Annotated in this window: 20 protein-coding genes; 10 read left to right on the top strand and 10 right to left on the bottom strand. The window is 73.1% G+C overall.

The genetic code is table 11. The features are described 5' to 3' along the window. Together EEJ42_RS43820 and EEJ42_RS43815 are read right to left on the bottom strand one after the other, a co-directional pair. A partial coding sequence (locus EEJ42_RS43820; RefSeq protein WP_123107712.1) for a hypothetical protein occupies nt 1-781 on the bottom strand: 781 nt, incomplete at its 3' end. Further along, nucleotides 778-1,137, bottom strand: a complete 360-nt coding sequence (locus tag EEJ42_RS43815; protein WP_123107711.1) for a hypothetical protein — start codon at nt 1,135-1,137, stop codon at nt 778-780. The genes EEJ42_RS43820 and EEJ42_RS43815, both read right to left, overlap by 4 nt. 162 nt (nt 1,138-1,299) lie before the next feature. Here EEJ42_RS43815 and EEJ42_RS43810 point away from each other — a divergent pair, with 162 nt between their 5' ends. Together EEJ42_RS43810 and EEJ42_RS43805 are read left to right on the top strand one after the other, a co-directional pair. Further along, nucleotides 1,300-1,665, top strand: a complete 366-nt coding sequence (locus tag EEJ42_RS43810) for a hypothetical protein (RefSeq protein WP_123107710.1) — start codon at nt 1,300-1,302, stop codon at nt 1,663-1,665. 9 nt (nt 1,666-1,674) lie between these two features. Continuing rightward, entirely contained in the window at nt 1,675-2,334 is a 660-nt protein-coding gene (locus EEJ42_RS43805) for a PhzF family phenazine biosynthesis protein (protein ID WP_123107709.1), read from the top strand. 41 nt (nt 2,335-2,375) lie between these two features. Here the strand turns inward: EEJ42_RS43805 and EEJ42_RS43800 are convergent, their stop codons facing one another. Then, a complete protein-coding gene (locus EEJ42_RS43800; RefSeq protein WP_123107708.1) occupies nt 2,376-3,875 on the bottom strand; it encodes a glycosyltransferase family 39 protein in 1,500 nt (499 codons plus the stop codon). A gap of 108 nt (nt 3,876-3,983) precedes the next feature. Next, a complete protein-coding gene (gene pdxR / locus EEJ42_RS43795) occupies nt 3,984-5,513 on the bottom strand; it encodes a MocR-like pyridoxine biosynthesis transcription factor PdxR (RefSeq protein ID WP_123107707.1) in 1,530 nt (509 codons plus the stop codon). 68 nt (nt 5,514-5,581) lie between these two features. On the opposite strand from pdxR, the gene EEJ42_RS43790 reads away from it, so the two are divergent. After that, nucleotides 5,582-6,460, top strand: coding sequence for a methyltransferase domain-containing protein (locus EEJ42_RS43790; RefSeq protein WP_123107706.1), 879 nt, complete (start codon nt 5,582-5,584; stop codon nt 6,458-6,460). Here the strand turns inward: EEJ42_RS43790 and EEJ42_RS43785 are convergent. After that, nucleotides 6,432-7,361 carry a pseudouridine-5'-phosphate glycosidase gene (locus tag EEJ42_RS43785; protein ID WP_123107705.1) on the bottom strand — a complete coding sequence of 310 codons (930 nt, stop codon included), beginning with the start codon at nt 7,359-7,361 and terminating at the stop codon, nt 6,432-6,434. The two genes, EEJ42_RS43790 and EEJ42_RS43785, sit on opposite strands and share 29 nt — an antisense overlap. Beyond that, complete coding sequence (locus tag EEJ42_RS43780; protein WP_123107704.1) at nt 7,358-8,545, bottom strand: PfkB family carbohydrate kinase; 1,188 nt, start codon at nt 8,543-8,545, stop codon at nt 7,358-7,360. Before EEJ42_RS43780 ends, EEJ42_RS43785 begins: the two co-directional genes overlap by 4 nt. 181 nt (nt 8,546-8,726) lie before the next feature. Here EEJ42_RS43780 and EEJ42_RS43775 point away from each other — a divergent pair, with 181 nt between their 5' ends. The 4 genes from EEJ42_RS43775 (at nt 8,727) to EEJ42_RS43760 (ending at nt 12,148) form a co-directional block, all read left to right on the top strand. Next, nucleotides 8,727-9,461: a DUF998 domain-containing protein gene (locus EEJ42_RS43775; RefSeq protein ID WP_184503554.1), complete on the top strand. Its 735-nt coding sequence runs from the start codon at nt 8,727-8,729 to the stop codon at nt 9,459-9,461. A gap of 70 nt (nt 9,462-9,531) precedes the next feature. Beyond that, complete coding sequence (locus EEJ42_RS43770) at nt 9,532-10,431, top strand: ATP-grasp domain-containing protein (RefSeq protein WP_123107702.1); 900 nt, start codon at nt 9,532-9,534, stop codon at nt 10,429-10,431. Continuing rightward, the gene (locus EEJ42_RS43765; protein WP_123107701.1) at nt 10,428-11,237 is read left to right on the top strand and encodes an ATP-grasp domain-containing protein; all 810 of its coding nucleotides are present in this window, start codon (nt 10,428-10,430) and stop codon (nt 11,235-11,237) included. Before EEJ42_RS43770 ends, EEJ42_RS43765 begins: the two co-directional genes overlap by 4 nt. A 152-nt stretch (nt 11,238-11,389) precedes the next feature. Further along, on the top strand, nt 11,390-12,148 hold the full coding sequence (locus EEJ42_RS43760) for a thioesterase II family protein (RefSeq protein ID WP_123107700.1): 759 nt from the start codon (nt 11,390-11,392) through the stop codon (nt 12,146-12,148). A gap of 40 nt (nt 12,149-12,188) precedes the next feature. Here EEJ42_RS43760 and EEJ42_RS43755 read toward each other — a convergent pair whose 3' ends face one another. Then, on the bottom strand, nt 12,189-13,406 hold the full coding sequence (locus tag EEJ42_RS43755) for a DUF4032 domain-containing protein (RefSeq protein ID WP_123107699.1): 1,218 nt from the start codon (nt 13,404-13,406) through the stop codon (nt 12,189-12,191). A gap of 134 nt (nt 13,407-13,540) precedes the next feature. Here EEJ42_RS43755 and EEJ42_RS43750 point away from each other — a divergent pair, with 134 nt between their 5' ends. Further along, the gene (locus EEJ42_RS43750) at nt 13,541-15,031 is read left to right on the top strand and encodes an AlkA N-terminal domain-containing protein (RefSeq protein ID WP_123107698.1); all 1,491 of its coding nucleotides are present in this window, start codon (nt 13,541-13,543) and stop codon (nt 15,029-15,031) included. Between the two features lie 3 nt (nt 15,032-15,034). Here the strand turns inward: EEJ42_RS43750 and EEJ42_RS43745 are convergent, their stop codons facing one another. The 3 genes from EEJ42_RS43745 to EEJ42_RS54045 all read right to left on the bottom strand — a co-directional run bounded on the left by EEJ42_RS43745 (nt 15,035) and on the right by EEJ42_RS54045 (nt 18,019). Next, nucleotides 15,035-15,424 carry a tautomerase family protein gene (locus EEJ42_RS43745; protein WP_123107697.1) on the bottom strand — a complete coding sequence of 130 codons (390 nt, stop codon included), beginning with the start codon at nt 15,422-15,424 and terminating at the stop codon, nt 15,035-15,037. Between the two features lie 45 nt (nt 15,425-15,469). Then, nucleotides 15,470-15,958 carry a hypothetical protein gene (locus tag EEJ42_RS43740; protein ID WP_246097774.1) on the bottom strand — a complete coding sequence of 163 codons (489 nt, stop codon included), beginning with the start codon at nt 15,956-15,958 and terminating at the stop codon, nt 15,470-15,472. Between the two features lie 126 nt (nt 15,959-16,084). Beyond that, nucleotides 16,085-18,019: an FUSC family protein gene (locus tag EEJ42_RS54045; protein WP_123107695.1), complete on the bottom strand. Its 1,935-nt coding sequence runs from the start codon at nt 18,017-18,019 to the stop codon at nt 16,085-16,087. Nucleotides 18,020-18,481: 462 nt separating this feature from the next. On the opposite strand from EEJ42_RS54045, the gene EEJ42_RS43730 reads away from it, so the two are divergent. Both EEJ42_RS43730 and EEJ42_RS43725 read left to right on the top strand, forming a co-directional pair. Continuing rightward, nucleotides 18,482-18,679 (top strand): ferredoxin, encoded by a 198-nt coding sequence (locus tag EEJ42_RS43730; protein ID WP_039940054.1) that lies wholly within the window; start codon nt 18,482-18,484, stop codon nt 18,677-18,679. Continuing rightward, nucleotides 18,676-19,911 carry an NAD(P)/FAD-dependent oxidoreductase gene (locus EEJ42_RS43725; protein ID WP_221179492.1) on the top strand — a complete coding sequence of 412 codons (1,236 nt, stop codon included), beginning with the start codon at nt 18,676-18,678 and terminating at the stop codon, nt 19,909-19,911. Before EEJ42_RS43730 ends, EEJ42_RS43725 begins: the two co-directional genes overlap by 4 nt. Nucleotides 19,912-19,929 lie beyond the last annotated feature (18 nt).

The raw sequence follows: 19,929 nt of genomic DNA, 5'->3' as shown, positions 1-19,929 counted from the left end.
GCGGCGGCTCCGCCGCCGGGTCGCGGGGCGCGACGCGGGGCGCGGTGGCCGGAGGCTGCGGGGGCTCCGGCTGGATGAGCTGAAGCGCCTTCATACGGGAGATGTCGAGCATCACCGGATAGACGCCGCGGCCGAGCGCGAAGGCGATGTCCCGGGGCGAACGGCGTCCGTCGGCGCTGAGGAGGATGTCGCGGTAGCGGGCGGAGAGCCGCCCGATCCCGGCGGTGGCCCGGGCGGACGGCCGGATCCGCTCCTGGCCGAACTCCCGTACCGAACCGAGGGACTTGGCCAGCAGCCGCACCCGGCGGCTGGTCTCCTCGGTGAGCCGCCGGGGGTCGGTGCCCTCCCGGTGGCTGAGCCGGGGGCTCGGGGCCTCCCGGTCGACCTGCCAGCTGTCGGGGGTGCTGAGCGCCATGACGAAGGCCGCGTCGTAAAGGGCGCCCACGCAGAGGATTTCGAGTTCGGCGGCGCTGATGTGGCCCCGTTCGACGAGCGTCGCATCGAGCGGTCCGTCGGGCCCGGCCGCGGTGCAGGCGGCGTCCCACTCCGGTTCGCCGATCCGCCGGGACTTCAGCAGCAGCGCCTCCGCGGTGGGCGCGCCGGGGGTCTCGATCGCGCGGATCGCCCCACGGTGCAGATGGATCGTCCCGCCGATCGACCCGGCGATGGTCACGGCTCCGCTGAAACGATCCTGCTGGAGCGAGAGCAGGAGGCCGGGGACGTTGCGCGGCGACGTGCGGTGGCGCTGGTGCCGGGTGCCGTCGCTCGTGTCAGCGCTCATGTCAGCACGGCCTTCGCCTGATCGGCCATGTGCCGCATGGCGAGGGCGAGATTGGTGCGGTCGCGGTCGGCCGAGGCGCACAGCAGCAGGGGGTCCTGGCCCCGCGGCACCACCTGGGTGATGTGGTGGGAGCGCGTACTGGTGACGACCACGCTCTCCAACTCCCCCACCGCACCGGCCTGGTTCAGCCGGTCGGCGATCAGGCTGACCGTCTCGGCGAGTTCCTCGCCCTGGCCGACCGCGGAGGCATCCCCCACCGCGGCGTAGGGGAGGCCGGTGACCGCGTCCACCAGACGGACGCCCACCACTCCCGGAGACGCGAGCGCTCCGGAGAGCGCCGCTTCGGCTGCGTTCACCTGTGACCTTTCGCTGCGTACGATCAGGCACGTTAGTTTAAGCATCATCTTGCGCAACTTGGACCACTCGGCTACTCGTTATGGTTCCCGAGCTATCGTCTGGCGACAGCTTTGGTACCGACGGGACCATGGGCCCGGCTATCCGCCACGCGAAGGAAGCACATGAACATCGAGAGCGCCCTCAAGGAAACGATGGCCATCGACGGGGCCCTTGGGGCCGCGCTCGTGGACTACGAAAGCGGCATGTCGCTCGGGACGATCGGCGGGGGCCAGGAACTCGACCTCGAAATCGCCGCGGCTGGCAACACCGAGGTCGTCCGGGCCAAGGTCCGTACGCTCGCCACGCTCGGCATCACGGACGGCATCGAGGACATCCTGATCACGCTGGGCACGCAGTACCACCTCATCCGGCTGATCTCCGGCAGCCATGGCTCGCTCTTCCTCTACCTGGCCCTGGACCGGTCGCGGGCCAACCTGGCGCTCGCCCGGCACGGGCTGAAGCGCATCGACAACGAACTGACCGTCTGACCCCGGGCCATGACGGATCTCGACATCCTCAGGGTCTTCTGCGGGCCCCGCGGCCACGGCGGCAACGAGCTGGGCGTGGTGCGCGACGGCAGCGCCGTGACCGGTGAGCGGGCGCGGCAGGAGCTGGCCGCCCGGCTGGGCTTCAGCGAGACCGTCTTCGTCGACGACCCGGAACGCGGCGTCGTCGACATCTACACCCCGAGCGTCCGGCTGCCCTTCGCGGGCCATCCGCTGGTGGGCGTCGCCTGGCTGCTGGACCTCCCCGAGCTGCTGCCGCCCGCCGGCGAGGTCCCGGCCCGCCAGGACGGCGAGTTCACCTGGATCGGCGGCCACCCCGCATGGGCGTCCGGGCGGCGCACCCAGCGGTACGCCTCCCCCGCCGAGGTCGACGCCCTCCCCTCGCCTCCCGAGGGAGAGGGCTGGTTGTACGCGTGGGCCTGGCAGGACGAACCGGCGGGGCGGGTGCGCGCCCGCGCCTTCCCGCGCCGCGGCGACGGGATCGTGGAGGACGAGGCCACCGGCGCCGCCGCCCTGGTGCTCTCCGGTGAGCTGGGCCGCGCCCTGAACATCACCCAGGGCGAGGGCTCCCAGATCCTCACCAGCCCCCAGCCGGACGGCTCCATCGAGATCGGCGGCCGGGTCGCCCTCGCCGAGGTCCGCTCGTTGTGACCTGAGGGGCGCCCTCGCCCGTCAGTACGCATCAGTACGCATCAGTAGAAGTGGCGCAGCCTGGGCCAGAGTTCGGGCCAGGGGCGAGTGGTGCCCGTGCACAGCACGACCGCCGCGTGCTGTTCCTCGTTGTCCACGCCGTGGTGGTTGTCGACCCGGGCCACCCGGCGGCAGCCGGTGAAGTGGCGGGTGAGGCCGTCGTCCCCGTCCTGGTGGACCAGCAGCACCGGGCCGTCGGCGGAGCCCGGAGGCGGACCCCAGTCGGCGTAGCCCATATGGCCGGAGTACGGGCGGGGCAGCCCGCGGCCCGGGCCGTAGCGGGTGAGGGCGCCCGCCTGGCCGTAGTTCTCGGTGAAGATCACGGCCCGGTCGCGCCGCTCGGCGGGGATGCGGGCCCAGCCGGTCTCGACCGCGTCCACCAGGGCGGGCCAGCCGATCTGTTCGCCCTGCTCCCGGTTGACCGCGTTCACCACGGACAGCGCGCCGGGCGGCAGCAGGGGAAGGGACACCACGGCGCTCATGGCGGCCGAGACGGCGACGGCCACCGCCACCACCGCTACCCGGGCGGTCCGGGTCATCCACCGGGCCACCGGCTCGCAGCCCGCCGCCAGCAGGACGAGGAGCAGCGGGAGCGCGTAATACGGTTTGCCGCCGGCCAGCAGCACCAACACGCACAGCAGCGGGTACGCGAGGGCCATGGCGCGGGCCGGCCGCAGCGCGGGGTCGCGCCACAGCCGCCGCCAGCCCGCGATCCAGACGGGGACGAACAGCGGGGAGAGATAGACGATCTGCTGCGGGACGAACATCAGCCGGTTCTCGGCACCGTCGTCGGAGCTGATCCCCTCGGCCACCGTCAGCTGCGGCCAGCCGTGTTCGGCCTGCCACCACACGTTCGGCAGGACGACGGCCGTCGCGACGGCCGAGCCCGCCACCAGCCAGCCGCCGCGCAGCGTCCGCCGCGGCCCGGTCGCGAGCACGGCTGCCGACAGGGCGGCGATCAGCAGCAGCACCACGTACTTGTTCAGCAGGCCGATCCCGGCGACGGCTCCGACCGCGAGCCACCACCGGCCGTCCCCGGTGCGCAGCGCCCGTAGCACCAGCAGACAGATCAGCACCCAGAAGAGCAGGTCGAAGGTGGTCGTGGAGACCATGTGCCCGGTGCCCAGGACGATGCCCGAGGCGGCCGCGCAGCATGCGGCCAGCAGTTGGGCCGCGCGGCCCCCGTCCAGCTCCCGGGCCAGGGCGGCGACCAGGACGACGACGGCGGCGCAGCCGAGCGTGGCGGGCACGCGCAGCCCGGCCGGGCTGTCGCCGAAGAAGGCGGTGGCCGCCCTGGCGAGCAGCGGGGTCAGCGGGGGCTGGTCCACGTACCCCCAGGCCGGGTGGTCTCCGGCGGCCAGGAAGTACAACTCGTCGCGGTGGTAGCCGTAGCGCCCGGAGAGCGCGGTCAGCACCGCGGCGACGGTGGCGGCGACGGCGAGGACCGGGACGACGGCGAAAGGCGCGGGCGCCAGTGCGGGCCGGTGGTTCGTCGCGCCCATGGCACACCCCCCGGGCGTGCGGCGCCCCCTGCGCCGTCCGGCCCGCCCGCAGCGTATCGGCGTGCCGCCGCGCCCCGCACCCGGAACGTCGTCGTCCGGCGGTCTGCCTCAGGACAGGGTGCGCAGTGCGTCGCCGAGGATCGCCAGGCCTTCGGTGATCTCGGTGGCCGTGCGGGCGGCGTAGCCCAGGACCAGGCCGGGCGGGTGCGGGAGCTGACCGTGCCAGGACAGGGGCTGTGTCTTCACCCCGCGCGCGAGCGCCGTGGCGGCGAGGTCGGCGTCGCTCGGCCCTGAGCTTGTCAGTCCGGAGCCGATCAGTCCGGAGCCGGTCAGTCCGGCGTCGAAGGTGACCATCAGGTGCAGTCCCGCCGCGGCGCCGTGCACCGTCGCGCCCGGCAGCCGGGTGCGCACCGCGTCGATCATCGCGTCCCGGCGGCGGCGGTGGCGGGTGCGCAGCAGCCGCAGCTGACGTTCCATCGCCCCCGACTCCATCAGGTGCGCGAGCACCAGTTGGGGCAGTGCGGCATTGCCGAGGTCGGCGTAGCGCTTGGCCTCGACGATGGCGTCGCGGTACGGGGGCGGCGGAATCATCCAGCCGATGCGCAGGGCGGGGGCCAGCAGCTTGGACACGCTTCCGATGTACGCGACCCGTTCCGGCAGCATCGAGCGCAGGGCCGGGACCGGGGGCCGGTCGTACCGGTGCTCGGCGTCGTAGTCGTCCTCGACGATGAACCCGCCCGCGTCGGCCCAGCGCGTCAGCTCACGGCGTCGGTGGCCGCCGAGCACCACGCCGGTGGGGAACTGGTGGGCCGGGGTGACCAGGACGGCGGGCGCGCCCTGGGCGCGCAGCGCGTCGACCCGGATCCCGTCCGCGTCGACCGGGACCGGCGGGGTGTCCAGCCCTGTGTGGCGCAGATGCTGCAGGACCCCGAGCGATCCGGGGTCCTCCACGGCGATCTCGCGGATGCCGTCGTCGCCGAGCACCCGTCCGAGCAGCGCGAGGGCCTGGGTGGTGCCCGCGACGACCACGATCTCGTCGGGCTCGGCCCTGATCCCGCGGTTGCGGGCCAGCCAGTGCGCGATGGCGAGCCGTAGCGCCGGGGTGCCGCGCGGGTCTCCGTAGCCGAAGTCGGACGCGGTGAGGGCGGCGAGGACGGTGCGTTCGGCGCGCAGCCACGCGGCGCGCGGGAACGCGGTGAGGTCGGGGACACCGGGGGACAGATCGATCCGGGCCGGGGCCGCGCGCAGCACGTCGAACACGTCCGCGCCGGGCTCGGTGGCGAACAGGCCGCCCGGCGCCGTGGCGGGGGCGGGCTTCCGTACGGGGGCCCGTGCCGTCACGGGAGCGGCGACCACGACGGTGCCGCCGCGCCCGCGTCCTGCGACGTGCCCGTCCTCGGAGAGCCGCCGGTACGCCTCGGTCACCACGCCCCGGGACACGTGCAGCTCGGCGGCGAGCACCCGGGTGGCCGGAAGCCTGCTCCCGACCGGCAGCCGTCCGTCCGCTATCGCGCGCCGGAGCCGCCGGGCCAGCCAGTCGGCGAGCCCACCGGGCGGCGCGTCGCCGAGGTCCAGCTGGAGGAAGTCGGCGCCGGGAGCTTTGGACCTGTCGTTGGCGCCTTCATTGGACCTGTCCATCGGGCCATTGTGACGCCAGGATCGACGCGTGCGACGTGATGGCGGGAACCATGGGTGAGGGGCGCGGGATGACGGCGACCGGCGATGTTGAGAGGGATGTCCGGAGTGATGTCCACGGCCTTGTTCAGGGCTATGTCCACGGCTACTCGGATCGGGAGGCCCGGCGGCTGGGCGATCAGGCCGATGTCCTGGCGGAGTTGCTGCACACCGGCACGGCGTATCCGCCGGGGAGCCGGGTGCTGGAGGTGGGGTGCGGAGTCGGCGCCCAGACGGTGCACCTGGCCGCGAACAGCCCGGGGGCTCGGCTGGTGGCGGTCGACGTCTCCGAGGCGTCGCTCGCGCAGGCCCGCGCACGGGTGGCGGCCCAGGTGCCCGGGGCCGACGTCGCGTGGCATCGGGCCGATCTGTTCGATCTGCCGTTCCCCGATGCCGCCTTCGACCATCTCTTCGTGTGCTTCGTGCTGGAACACCTGCCGGACCCGCGGAAGGCGCTGACCGCGCTGCGGCGGGTGCTGCGGCCGGGCGGCACCGTCACGGTCATCGAGGGGGACCACGGCTCGGCGTTCTTCCACCCGCACAGCGCCTACGCCCAGGCGGCGATCGGCGGACTGAACCGGCTCCAGTCCGAGGCGGGCGGAAACGGCCTGATCGGGCGGGAGTTGCAGCCGCTGCTGACCCATGCCGGATTCCACGACGTCACGGTCCGGCCGCGGACCGTCTACGCCGACGGGACCCGGCCGGGCCTGGTCGAGAGTTTCACCCGCAACACCATCATCGCCATGGTGGCCTCCGTCCGGGAGGACGCGCTGGCCGCGGGCGTGTCCACGGCCGCCGACTGGGACCGGGGCATCGCCGACCTGCACCGGACCGCGGCCGCGGACGGCACCTTCCACTACACGTTCTTCAAGGCCGAAGCGGTCAGCCCGCCTCTGTCGCCGCGTAGTTGACGGCGATGCGCGCACCGAGCCGGGCGTTGTTCTTGACGAGCGCGATATTGGTACGCAGGCTCTCACCCTTCGTCAGCTCCACGATGCGGCCCAGCAGATAGGGCGTCGCGTCCTTGCCGCCGATGCCCGCCTCCGCCATTTCGGCGAGGGCCTGCTCGATGATGCCGTCGATCCGCTCGGCGGGGATCTCGTCCGCCTCCGGGACCGGGTTGGCGATGCTCAGCCCGGCCGGGAGGCCCAGGTCCCACTGGGCGCGCATCACGGCGGCGATCTCCTCCGGGGAGTCGGCCCGCAGCGGCGAGGCGAAGCCGCTCACCCGGGAGTAGAACGCGGGGAAGTCGTCGGTGCCGTAGGTGAGCACCGGCACGCCCAGCGTTTCCAGGGTCTCCAGGGTGAGACCGATGTCGAGGATGCTCTTCACCCCGGCGCTGATGACCGCGACCGCGGTGGTGGACAGCTCGGTGAGGTCCGCGCTGATGTCGAAGGACTGCTGCGCCCCGCGGTGCACCCCGCCGATGCCGCCGGTGACGAAGACGCGGATCCCGGCGAGCGCGGCGAGCCGCATCGTGCTCGCCACGGTGGTCGCGCCGTGGCCGCCGCGCGCCATGACATGGGCCAGGTCGCGCACGCTGACCTTGCCGACGTCGGGGTCGGTGGCGAGCAGTTCCAGATCGGCGCGGTCCAGTCCGATGCGCGGGGTGCCGTGGAGGACGGCGATGGTGGCCGGGACGGCGCCCGCGGCGCGGATGATGGCCTCGACCTCGGTGGCCATCTCGACGTTCTGCGGATACGGCATGCCGTGGCTGATGATCGTGGACTCCAGCGCGACCACGGGCCGTCCGTCGCGCAGGGCCTCCCGGACCTCCTGGTTGAGGGTCAGCCGGGGATGGGGGGTGGTCATGTCGTCCTCCGCGGTGGGGCGGTCGCTGCGTCCTCGACGAGGCGCGGGGTGAGCGCGTCCTCGACGAGGCGCGGGGTGAGCGCGTCCTCGACGAGGCGCGGGGTCAGATCGGGCCGTACGGTGGCGGTGGTCGCCACCGTCAGCGCGGCGGCGGCGTGGCCGTAGCGGGCGGCGGCCACGGGGTCCTCGCCGGTGAGCAGGGCGTGGACGAACGCGCCGAGCATCGCGTCACCGGCGCCGGTCACGTCCTGGACCTCGGCCGGTGGCGCGTCCAGGAAGGTGACGCCCTCCTCGGCGCCGCTCAGCAGGGAGCCGCGCTCGCCGAGCCGCACCCATGCGTACTGGACGCCGCGCTCGTGCAGCACGGCCACGGCGTCGGTGACCTGGCGGTCGTCGCCGGTGTCTCGGAAGGTGTCGCGGCCGGTGAGCGCGCCCAGCTCGGCCACGTTCGGGGTGACGGCGAAGACCGGGCGCCCGGCGGCGAGCAGCGGGGCGAGCAGTGTCGCCTTGGGCACGCTCACCGGGTCGATCACCGTCTGCACGCCGGCGGCGCTCGCGATGTCCAGCGCGTAGGCCAGCGCCGACGAGGAGAGGTTGCCGTCGAGCACCAGCATGCTCGCGTTGCCGATGAGTTCGCGCGCGGGCTGGAGGTGCTCGGGGCCGAGCCCGTCCGTGGCGGCCATGTCGGCGACGGCCACGGCGAGTTCGCCGTCGGCGTCCAGCACCGCCGTATAGGTGCCGGTGGGGTGCGCACCGCGGTGGACGTGGTCGATCCGCACCCCGGTGGCCTGGGTCTCGCTCAGCAGCCGCTCCCCCGCCGGGTCCTGGCCGACGGCGGCGATGAGATGCGTCGGGGTGCCCAGCCGGGCCAGGTTCTCCGCCACGTTGCGGGCCACCCCGCCGGGGCTGGTGTGGGCCTGGCCCGGATTGCTGGTGCGGTACGCGAGCGGCGCCAGGCTGCGCACCTTGACGTCGACGTTGGCGCCGCCGACGACCACCACCGCGTGCTCCTGGCGGAGGATGTAGCCGCGCCCCAGGATGGCGCCCTTCTTGCCCAGGTTGGACAGATGGACATTGACCGCCGCCCGGGTGGTGCCGAGGGCGTCGGCGATCGCCTGGGCGCCGGCCAGCGGGTCCCGGCGCAGCAGCGCGAGAACTTCCCGCTCCCGCCTGGTCAGCATCATGCTCAGGACAATAAAGGAAATTTAGCGGAATAAACAGACCCCGCCGTCTCCCCCGAAAGCGCCGGCCCGGGCCCCGAGGAAGAGGGAGCCGCAATTCACTCCTCACCGTGGTGTGCGGACCGATCTCGCCTGCGAGCGTTGCGCCTGCCCCTGCCGATTCCCTCAGCACGAGAAGGTGATCGTGAATTCGCAGTCCGTATCCCGTCCGGGTACCCGCAGGCAGAAGGCGGCCGTGATCGGTGCCGCCGCATGGATCGTCAACGCCGTGCAGTTCCTGGCCGTCCAGCTGATCGTCGCATCCCACTGGCGTACGCCCTACGGCTGGCGCGGCAACAACATCAGCGACCTCGGCAATGTGCACTGCGGCATGTGGGACGACTCACGCCCCCGGTACGTGTGTTCACCCCTGCACGGCCTCATGAACGCGTCCTTCGCCGCGCAGGGCGTGCTGCTGCTCGCCGGGACCCTGCTGACCGCTGTCCACTGGGGGCGGGGACGCGTGTCGTGGAGCGCCCGCATCCTGTTCGCCGTCAGCTCCGGCGCGTGGATCCTCGTGGGACTGGCACCCGCCGACGTCCATGAGGACCTGCACGTACTGGGTGCGCTCCTCATCATGGGCGTGGGCAACATCGGGCTCCTCCTCGCCGGATGCACGCCTCGCGGTTCCCTGTTCGGGAGGCTGCGCGCCGCGGCCTTCGGCATCGGCGCCCTCGCGGTGGCCGCGGCGGGCATGTTCTTCACCCGGCACGACCCCGGTCTCGGGCTGGGGAGTCTGGAACGGGTCGCGGCCTTCGGGCCGCAGCTGTGGACGCTCGTCGTGGCCCTCGCCGTCCTCCGCGCACATGCCTCCCGGCGGCGTCGCCGGCCCAACCGGGTGGGGCAGGAAATGGCGGGAGAACACGTGATGACATCCTGAGGGTCCACGGCTTGCCGGACCCGCTCGGCGGCAGCCCGGGTGATGTGTCCGGTTATGAGGAAGAAGGCCGATGAGACTCTGCTTTCTGGTGGAGGAGCGCTATCGCCATGACGGAATGCCGCAAGAGGTGATCCGTCAGCTCACCGCCTGGGGCCATCAGGTGGACGTCCTGCGGCCCGGCCGCTCGCTGCTGCGGATATCCGACGCGATACGGGCCGGAAGTCATGACGCCTGGGTGCTCAAGACCGTGTCCGGCGGGCCCGGTCTGACGCTGCTGGAGGCCGCGGCCGCGGTCGGGCTCACCACCGTCAACGACGCGCGGTCCATCCGGGGGGTACGGGACAAGGCGCTGGCGGCGGCGATCGGCCGCAGCCGTGGCCTGCCGGTGCCGACGACCTACGCGGCGGCCTGCCCCGAAGCGCTGGCGGAGCTGCCGGAGTCGGAGTTCCCGCTGGTGGTCAAGCCCGCGGACGGCAGCTCGGGGCGGGCGGTGCGGCTGGTGGAGTCGCCCGACCGGCTGGCGGCGCTCGGCCCCGAACTGGCCCGCGAGGGCATGCTGATCGCCCAGCCCTATGTGCCGAACTCGGGCATCGACCTCAAGGTGTACTGCGTCGGCGGCGAGTTGTACGCGACCGAGCGCGGCTCACCGCTCGGCCCGGACCGGGGCGTACGGGGGCGCCGGGTCACGCTGTCCTCCGAAGTGGCCGCGATCGCCGCCGAGGTCGGCGCCGTGTACGGACTCGACCTGTACGGGGTGGACATCCTGCTCGGGCCGGACGGCCCGGTGGTCGTCGACGTGAACGACTTCCCCAGCTTCAAGGAGGTTCCGGACGCGGCGGCCCGAGTGGGGCGCGCGGTGCTGGAACTGGCCCGGCGGGGCGCCACCGGCCCCGGAAACGACACCGCCGCGGTGCCCGTTCCCGTGCGGGTGCCGGTGCAGATGCCCGCGACGGTGGGAGGCGCCGGATGAGGGTCGGTCTCATCGCCGCCGACCCGGACCATCAGCTCCTCGCCGACACGGCGGCTCTGCTGAGGCCGCGTCACGAGGTGGTCGCGGTCGATCCGGAGGCCGCGGACGTTCCCGGCGAGCCGGCCGACGTCTACCTGCTGAAGGCGCGTACGCCGCGGGCGCTGGCGCTGGCCCGGTCCCTGGAGGCACGCGGCGCGGCGGTGGTGAACTCCGCCGCGGCCACGGAACTCTGCCAGGACCGGACGGCGATGGCGGCGCTTGCGCGGCGGGCGGGCCTGCCGTTCGCGGAAACCCGCACGGTGTCCGCGCTCGGACGGCTCGACCCGGCGCGGCTCGGCCACCCCGTGGTCGTCAAGAGCCGCCACAGCCGCCGCCACGACCTGGTGGCCCGGGTGGACGACCCCGTACGCCTGGCGGAGCTTGCCGCCGCATGGCCCGACGAGCCCGTGGTGGTCCAGGACTTCACCCCCAACGACGGCTGGGACCACAAGCTGTGGGTCGTCGCGGACACGGTGTTCGCCGCGCTGCGCACCTCCGAGCTGTCCGTCGGCAAAAGCGGCCGCCTGACGCTGCCGCTGCCCCTGGACGATCTGCCGCCCGGCTGGCTGGATCTGGTCCGTCGGGTCGGTTCGGTGTTCGCGCTGGAGGTGTACGGGGTGGACGTGCTGCGCGGGCCGGGCGGCCCGGTGATCGTGGACATCAACGCGTTCCCGGGAGCCCGGGGGCAGGCGGGCGCGCCGGAGGCGCTGGCGGCCCTGACGGTGCGCGCGGCCGGCCACAGGCCCGCCGTAAGGGTGCCGCTGTAGGGGCAGCACCTCACCAACGCGTCCGAAAAATAGGGGTTGTAGCTGTTCGGGCGGACCCGGCAGGCTTGTATCCGTGTGCGTGCGCGCGAGCGCGCGCTGTCGAACCAGCGGCAAGAACCAGGCTCGAGAACCAGGGCACGAAAGGACGTCAGGTGACCGCAAACCCCACCGGCACCAGTCTGTGGATCAGGCAGTTCCATCCCGCGCCGGACGCGACGACGCGACTCGTCTGCCTGCCGCACGCCGGCGGATCGGCCTCCTACTACTTCCCCGTGTCGAAGGCACTCGCGCCGGCGGTGGACGTACTCGCCATCCAGTACCCGGGCCGCCAGGACCGCCGTACCGAGGAGTGCATCAGCACCATCGGCGAGCTGGCCGACGCTCTGGTGCCCGAGCTGCTGCCGTACACGGACAAGCCGCTCGCGCTCTTCGGGCACAGCATGGGCGCGACGCTGGGCTTCGAGGTGGCGCTGCGCCTGGAGCAGAAGGGCGTGGTGCCGGTGGCGCTGTTCGCCTCCGGGCGGCGCGCGCCGTCCACGCAGCGCGACGAGTCGGTCCATCTGCGCGACGACGACGGCCTCATCGCCGAGATGCAGGCGCTCAGCGGCACCGATTCCCAGGTCCTCGGGGACGAGGAGCTGCTGCGGATGGTGCTGCCCGCGATCCGCAGCGACTACAAGGCCGCGGAGACCTATCGCTACACGCCGGGCCCCAAGCTCGCCACCCCCATCCACGTCCACGTGGGCGACAGCGACCCCAAGGCGACGGTCGACGAGGCCCGCAAGTGGGGCGAGCACACCAGCGGCGGCTTCGAGCTGCACACGTACACCGGTGGCCACTTCTACCTGAACAACGAGGCACCACGGGTCATCGCGTCGATCTCGCAGACGCTGTCCGCGCTGCGGCCCTGAACCGCACCGCGCCACACGGTTCGTCCCGTCCGTCCGCCGGTCACCCCGGCGGGCGGCCGCCGCCCAGGACGTTGCGGGTGTAGTCCTCGGCGGCGGCTTGCAGGCCCACGTCGCCCTGGCACCGTTCGGCCAGCAGCCAGCGGTGTTCCAGCACCTCGTAGTAGATCTGCGCGGTGTCGGCCGAGCCGCGCAGCTCCAGGGGTACGGCCCGCACCGTCGGCCGGAACTTATCGCGCACCCAGCGGTGGGCCAGCACCTCCGGGCGGGCGCCGAGAGGATCGCCGGGGGCGTAGTCGTCCTGGGTGGCCATCCACGCCTCCAGGTCGTTGAGCAGGCTGCGGGCCTGGTTCTCCTCCGCGTCGAGACCGGTCAGCCGCAGCAGCTGGCGCTGGTGGTGGCCCGCGTCGACCACCTTCGGCAGGAAGGTGACCGTGTCCCCGTCCGGTGAGCGCTCGATCTGCATCTCGGCCACGTCGAAGCCCAGGTCGTTCAGGCGCCGCACCCGACGGTCGATGTAGCGGCGCTTGGCCACCGGATAGACGGACTGCCGGGTCAGCTCGTGCCACAGCGCGGTGTACCGCTCCTCGATGGCCTGGCCGAACAGCACCGGGTCGACCGAGGGGTGCAGGGAGCCGCTGGCCTCCAGGTCCATCAGCTCCCCGGCGATGTTCACCCGGGCCACCTCCACGTCGTACTCCCGCTGCCCGCTGGTGAGCTTCGGCTGGATCTGCCCGGTCTCGGCGTCCACCAGATACGCGGCGTACGCGCCCGCGTCGCGCCGGAAGAGGGTGTTCGACAGCGAGCAGTCACCCCAGGCGAAACCGACGAGGTGCAACCGCACCAGCAGCACGGCGAGCGCGTCGAGCAGCCGCTTGATGGTGCTGGGCCGCATGGTCGTCTCGAACATCGACCGGTACGGCAGCGACCCCTCCAGATGGCGGGTGACCAGCACCGGCTCCAGCGGTTCACCGTCCCCGTCGGTCCGCCCCGTGACGATCGCGAGCGCGTCCACGGCCGGAACGGCGAGCCGGTCCAGGTCGCGCAGCAGCCCGTACTCGCGCACCGCCGCCCACTCCCCGACCTCCTTGACGGCGACCACCTCGCCGCCCGCCTGCGCGAACCGCACGACGTGACGGGAGATGCCGCGCGGCAGGGCGACCAGATGCTCGTCCGGCCACTCCTCCAACGGCGTGTGCCACGGCAGATCGAGGAGGGACGCCGGATGCTCGGGCGAGGTCGCGGTGATCTGGAGCTCCATGACTCACCAGTGTGCGGCACAGGTGTGCGCCATCTCGACACTCGTGCCCGCTTCCGGCCGCCTACGGAGGAGCTGAGCGTCATGTCCGTTTTCCGCCAGCGCACTGCCCCGGGATGGCGCACAGTAGGGGTGTGATGAGCGAAGACAGCATGTACGAGGCGGTGTGCAGCCGTGATGCGCGCTTCGACGGGGAATTCTTCTTCGCCGTCGCCACCACCGGGATCTACTGCCGCCCGAGCTGCCCGGCGACCACGCCGCACCGCAAGAACGTGCGCTTCTTCCCGACCGCGGCCGCGGCGCAGGGCGGGGGTTTCCGGGCCTGTCGGCGCTGCCGTCCCGACGCGGTGCCCGGCTCCGCCGAGTGGAACGCGCGGGCGGACGCCGTCGGGCGGGCGATGCGGATGATCGGGGACGGGGTGGTCGACCGCGAGGGGGTGGCCGGGCTGGCTGCGCGGCTGGGGTACAGCGCCCGGCAGGTGCAGCGGCAGCTGGGCGCGGAGCTGGGCGCCGGGCCCGTCGCGCTGGCCCGCGCCCAGCGGGCCCACACCGCGCGGATACTGCTCCAGACGACCGACCTTCAGGCCGCCGAGATCGCGTTCGCGGCGGGGTTCGCCAGTGTGCGGCAGTTCAACGACACCATCCGGGAGATCTACGCCGCCACCCCGACCGAGCTGCGTGCCGCCCGCCCGGGCAAGGCCTCCCGGTTCGGGCCGGTGGGGCGCCGGGCGCAGGCGTCCGCCTCGGCCGGGGTGCCGCTGCGGCTCGCCTACCGCGGTCCGTACGCCACCGCTGAGGTGTTCGGCTATCTCGCCCGCCGCGCCCTCACCGGCGTGGAGGAGGTCGTGGGCGACCCGGGCGAGCGCACCTATCGCCGCAGCCTGCGGCTGCCGCACGGCAGCGGGGTGGTGGAGGTCGACGAGCGCCCCGGTGACGGGTGGTTGGAGTGCCGGCTGCACCTGACCGAGCTGCGCGATCTGACCACCGCAACCCAGCGGATCCGCCGCCTGTTCGACCTGGACGCCGATCCGTACGCGGTCGCCGAACGGCTGGGTGCCGACGCCACGCTGGCGCCCCTGGTGGCGGCGCGGCCCGGGCTGCGCTCGCCGGGCGCCGCCGACGCGCATGAGCTGGCCGTCCGCGCCGTGCTCGGCCAGCAGGTGTCGGTCGCCGCGGGGCAGCGGCTGGGCAACGCCCTGGTCGCCGCGTACGGAACGCCCCTCGCGGAACCCAGCGGCGGGCTCACCCATCTCTTCCCGGACGCCGACGCGCTCGCCGACAGCCCGCTCACGGCCCTCGGGATGCCGGAGAGCAGGCGCGCGACCCTGCGCACCCTGGCCGCCGCGCTCGCCACCGGGGCGGTACGCCTGGACACCGGCGCCGACCGCGACCGGACCGAGAAGGAGCTGCTGGCGCTGCGCGGCATCGGCCCGTGGACGGCGGGTTACATCCGGATGCGGGCGCTGGGCGACCCGGATGTCCTGCTGGAGGGGGATGTCGCAGTGCGGGCGGGGGCGAGCCGGGCCGGGGCGTTCCTGGAGGACTCCGAGGGCTGGCGGCCGTGGCGTTCGTACGCCATGCACCACTTCTGGAACGTCCCGAAGGCCGCCCGGGCCGCCTTGGCGTGACCCTCAGTCCGAGGCCGCGTACTGGGCGACTCCGTAGCCGAAGGACCAGTCGATGGACGTGTTCTCGGTCAGGGTGATGAACACGTTGCGCGGCTCGGTCCCCGCGTACTCCTGGGCGAGTTCGGCGATCCGCCGGTACAGCGCCCGCTTCTGGTCGGGGGTGCGCCCGGAGCGCATGGTGATCGCGATGTACACGATGCCGTCGTCGCGGGGCACGCCGAGGTAGTTGTCGTAGGCCAGGGTGCTGCTGGTGCCGTCGTGGCTGGTCAGGACCTGGAACCGGTCGTCGGGCGGGAAGCCGATCGTCTCGGTCAGGGCGTCGTGCACGGCGCGGCCGAGCACGTCGAGCCGCTCGCGGTCGGCCCTCAGCGCGTCGATGCGGACGAATGGCATGGCGGCGGTTCTCCTTCGGTCGGGCCCGGCAGGTGACTGTACATACTAGTAGGTACAGTCGGCGCGCCGAGGCCCGGCGCCCTTCCGGGCACGGAACTCGGACGCATAGCCCGCGCCGACGATCAGCACCGCACAGGACAGCAGGAGGAAGAGGGTCGTCCAGTTCATCCACACGTAGGCGGGCTCGCTGGGGTAGGTGGTGCCGTCGTCGCGGACGCAGTCGAAACGCAGCGGCAGATAGGAGGACCGGTGGTGGGAGAGGTGCCGGACCGTGTCCGCCGCGAAGCCGTCACGGCATGCCGGAGCGGGACTTGAGTTCGCGCCGTTGTCGGTCTCGTGCTCGGACGCAAGAACACCGAAGAGCCCGAGGGAGTAGATGGATGCCGCCGCGAAGGCGGCCAGCCCCGCGGCACGCCGCATCAGATGCTCCGGCCAGGGCTCGGGGCGGCCCGGAAACGCCATCGCGATGACCCCGAGCAGTGCGATCAGCGCCCCGAGGGCACAGGTTGCGGAGATACCGAGACCCAGGATCACGCCTGCGCCACCTGCCGTCCATGGAGTGGGGAGGTACTCATCCGGCAACCCCACCAGGTCCGGACCCGACCGGCTGTGGTGGAAGCCACCCCTCCCGTAACAGCGGTGTCACAGGGCCACGGAGGCTCAGTTCGAGGCGAGTCGGCGGGCCCTGCGCAGCCCGGCGGTGACGTCCGCGAGGGTCGCGCAGTCCGTCACCGCCGCCCCCGCGGGCAGGACCAGGTCCGTCGGGGGACGGCGGGTGGCGACGGCGTCGGCGAGGTCGGACAGCCCCGCGCGCAGCCGGGCGGTGAGTTCGGCGTCGGGGTACGGCGCGCCCTGGTCGAGCCGGACGCCGCACGCGGTGGCGGCGTCCACGATCTCCTCCAGCGCGGAGACCACCGGCGCCCAGGCCGCCAAGTCCCGTCCGAACGGCGGGTGTTCGGCGCTCGCCACCTCCACCGCGCGGCGCGCGTCGGCCAGCGCGCGGTAGGCCTCGCGGCGCAGTCGCAGCCGCTCGGCGTAGGGCGCTTCGGCGGTCAGTACCCGGTCCAGGTGGTCGCGGGTGGCGCGGACGGCGAGGGAGAGGCGGACGGACACCTGGGCGCGCGGGCCGCCGAGCCCGGGCAGGGCGCCCGCGGCGAGCACGACCACGCAGGCGAGCAGGGTGTCCGTGAGCCGGGTGTAGCCGGGGTCGGTGTCGCCGCCGAGGTAGACGAGGGACAGCAGCAGCGGGGTGAGCACCGCCGTCTGGAGCGCGAAGTGGCGTACGGAGACGGGGATGAGCGCCGCGCACACCGCCGCCACCGCGACCGGCCACAGTCCGAGCACTCCGGTCATCGGGCCGAGCAGGGTGGCGAGCACGCCGAAGACGGCCACGCCCAGCGCCGTGCCGAAGGCGCGGGAGAGGGCGCGCGAGACCAGCGGGCCCATGTCGGGCTTGACCAGGAAGGTGGCGGTGGCCGGGAGCCAGTACCAGTGGTCGCTGGGCAGCAAGCGCGCCAGCACGGTGGACACGCCGACGCACAGGGCGACCCGGGCCGCGTACTCCCGTCCGGCCGGGCCGAGCATCCGGCGCAGCCGCTGCCGGGGGCCGGGGCCGACGGCGCCGACCGGGGGCGCGGGTTCGCCGTCGAAGACGCGGGCGGCGAGCACGACCGCCCGGTGCACGGCGATGCTGCCCGCAGTGCTGGGTTCGGGGGCGGGGAGGCGCCCCGGGGGGAGTCCGGTGCGTACCGAGCGGGCGAGTTGGGCGGGGGTGCGGGCGACCCGGGCGGGCAGGGGTTCGTTCTCCCACAGCAGGGTCAGCACCGCTTCGCTCAGCCCTCCGGCCACCGCGAGCCGGTCGCGCAGCCGCCGTTCCTCCTCGTCGGGGCGCTGCCAGGGGATGCGGTGGGCGTAGAGGGCTTCGTACGCGGTGTCGTACGCGGAGGTCAGCCGGCGCCGCGCGGCCTGGGCGCCCTCGGTGCCGACGACCGTCATCAGCTCGCCGAGCGCGTCGTAGACGGCGGCCACCGCGCCGCGTTCGTCGGGCCCGGGGGCGGCCGCCGGGCGGAACCGGTGGACCATGGGCAGCAGGGAGGCCATCACGATGACCCAGGTGGCGCCGACGAGCAGCATCGCCGCCCGCATCGGCGGGGGTTCGGGCAGTGGCATTCCGGCCCCGACGACGCCGAGCACCATCAGTTGCACTCCGGCCGCCGAGCACACCGGCCCGACGGCGCTGAGGGCGCCGGAGACGAGCCCGATGGTGGCCAGCGCGAGGGCGATCCACGGGCCGAGCCCGAGCGCGCCGAGCCAGGCTCCCATGAAGAGGCCGAAGGCGCCCGCGAGGGCCGGGAGCCCGATGCGCACGGTGCGGGTGCGGCGGGTGGCGGGGCGGTCGTTGATGTGCGCGAACATCGCGCCGAGGCCCGCGGTCACCCCGGCGGGCGTGTTGCCGGTGGCCACTCCCGCCGCCACCACCGGGCCCACACCGAGCGCTCCGCGCAGCACCGCGGGCCACGGCACGGGGCCGCGCAGGGCCCGCACCCCGCGCAGGGGGTGCGTCAGCCAGTCGGGCAGGGCGGGAAGCGCTCGCAAAGATCCTCCGTGTTCCGAGTGATGCGGGGTGGGTGCGGTCCGCGTGGCATCGCATGGACCTCTTCGACGGTACGTGAGCGAAGCGGAGCTTTCGTAACCTGCGCGTTTCCGCCATGTGAGCCGGGGGTGGTTGACAATCGACGATGCCGGGGCATGTGCCCGCGCGTCGGGCGGCGGAGGCCGCGATCATGGTGCGGATGCTCGTCGTTGACCTGCTGCTTTTGAATTTTGACCGGGTTTATGTGCGACACCGATCCGTTCGTGCACATGCCAGGCTCATATGTGTCCCTCATTGGCCATCTTTGAACTCAGCGTGTTGTGCTGTGCACACAAGGCCAACTAGCCTCCGTGTCGCCGCTTGCAGAACGATCGTTTACCAACCGGCTCACCTGGTGAGCGCGTTCCCCCCTGCTCCGGTAGCCCCGCATCGCCCGACCCGACACCCCAAGCGTGGAGAACTCCGTGCACGTGACGTTAGATCAGGACAGATGCGTGGCCTCGGGCCAATGCGTGCTCGCCGCCCCGGAGGTGTTCGACCAGCGCGACGACGACGGTGTGGCCGTCCTCCTCGACGACCTCCCGGCGAGCGGACTGCACGGCGAGGTGCGCCGGGCCGCCGCCGTCTGCCCGGGTCTGGCGATCGCCCTGGCCGAGTCGTGAGCAGCCCGGGGAACGTGGTCATCGTGGGCGCCTCGGTGGCGGGGCTCACCACCGCCGCCACCCTGCGCTCGCTGGGCTACGGCGGGCGGCTCACCCTGATCGGTGACGAGCCGCACACCCCCTACAACCGACCGCCGCTGTCCAAGCAGATCCTGGCGGGCACCTGGGAACACGACCGGATCAAGCTGCGCACCGACGAGGAACTGGACGCGCTCGACGCGGAGCTGCTCTTCGGCAGGTCCGCCACCGGGCTCGACACCCTCGCCGAGCGGGTCCTGCTGGACGGCGGCGACACCGTCCCGTACGACACCCTGGTCATCGCCACCGGGGTCACCCCGCGCAGCCTGCCCGACGCCCACCACCTGGCCGGGGTGCATCTGCTGCGCACCCTCGACGACGCGCTCGCCCTGCGCGACGACCTCCAGCGCAGACCCACGGTCGCGGTGGTCGGCGCGGGGTTCCTGGGCGCCGAGGCCGCCGCGGCGGCCCGCCGGATGGGGCTGGACGTCACCATGATCGATCCGCGTCCGGTGCCGATGCGCCGCCAGTTCGGCGACCGGATCGCGGGGCTCGTCGGGCAGCTGCACCGGGACAACGGCGTGTCCATGCGCTGCGGCACCGGGGTCACCCGGTTCCTCTCGGCCGGCGGCCATGTCACCGGGCTCGAACTGACCGACGGCGCGGTACTCAACGCCGATCTCGTCGTGGTCGCCATCGGCGCGGAACCGTCGGTCGACTGGCTGACCGGGTCCGGGCTGTGCCTGAGCAACGGCGTGGAGTGCGACGCCGCTTGCCGGGCGGTACCGGGCGTCTACGCCGCCGGTGACGTCGCCTCCTGGTACAACGAGCACTTCGGCGCCCGCATGCGGCTGGAGCACCGGCTGAACGCGACCGAGCAGGCCCAGGCGGTCGCCCGTAACCTGCTCGGCGACGACGTTCCGTTCGCCCCCGTACCGTACTTCTGGACCGACCAGTACGACGCCCACATCCAGGCGTACGGCATCTTTCCGGCCGACGCCGAACTCGCCGTGCTCCACGGCGAGCTGGACAACCGCCACTTCGTGGTCGCCTACGGCCACCGGGGGCGGGTGGTGGGGGTGCTGGGCTGGAACAGCCCGCGTGAAGTGCTCAAGCTGCGCCAACTGGTGGCCGACAAGGCGCCGTGGTCGTCGATCGAGGGCAGCGCGCCCCCGGTGGGCGCGCTCGCCGGGGCGGCGGGCCCGCGCGGGTGACGCGGGCCGGGGAGGTGA

This window comes from Streptomyces botrytidirepellens, assembly GCF_003721215.1.
GTDB lineage: Bacteria > Actinomycetota > Actinomycetes > Streptomycetales > Streptomycetaceae > Streptomyces > Streptomyces himastatinicus.
Note: the sequence above shows the minus strand (reverse complement) of the source record. Positions and strands in the feature narration are given on the sequence as shown.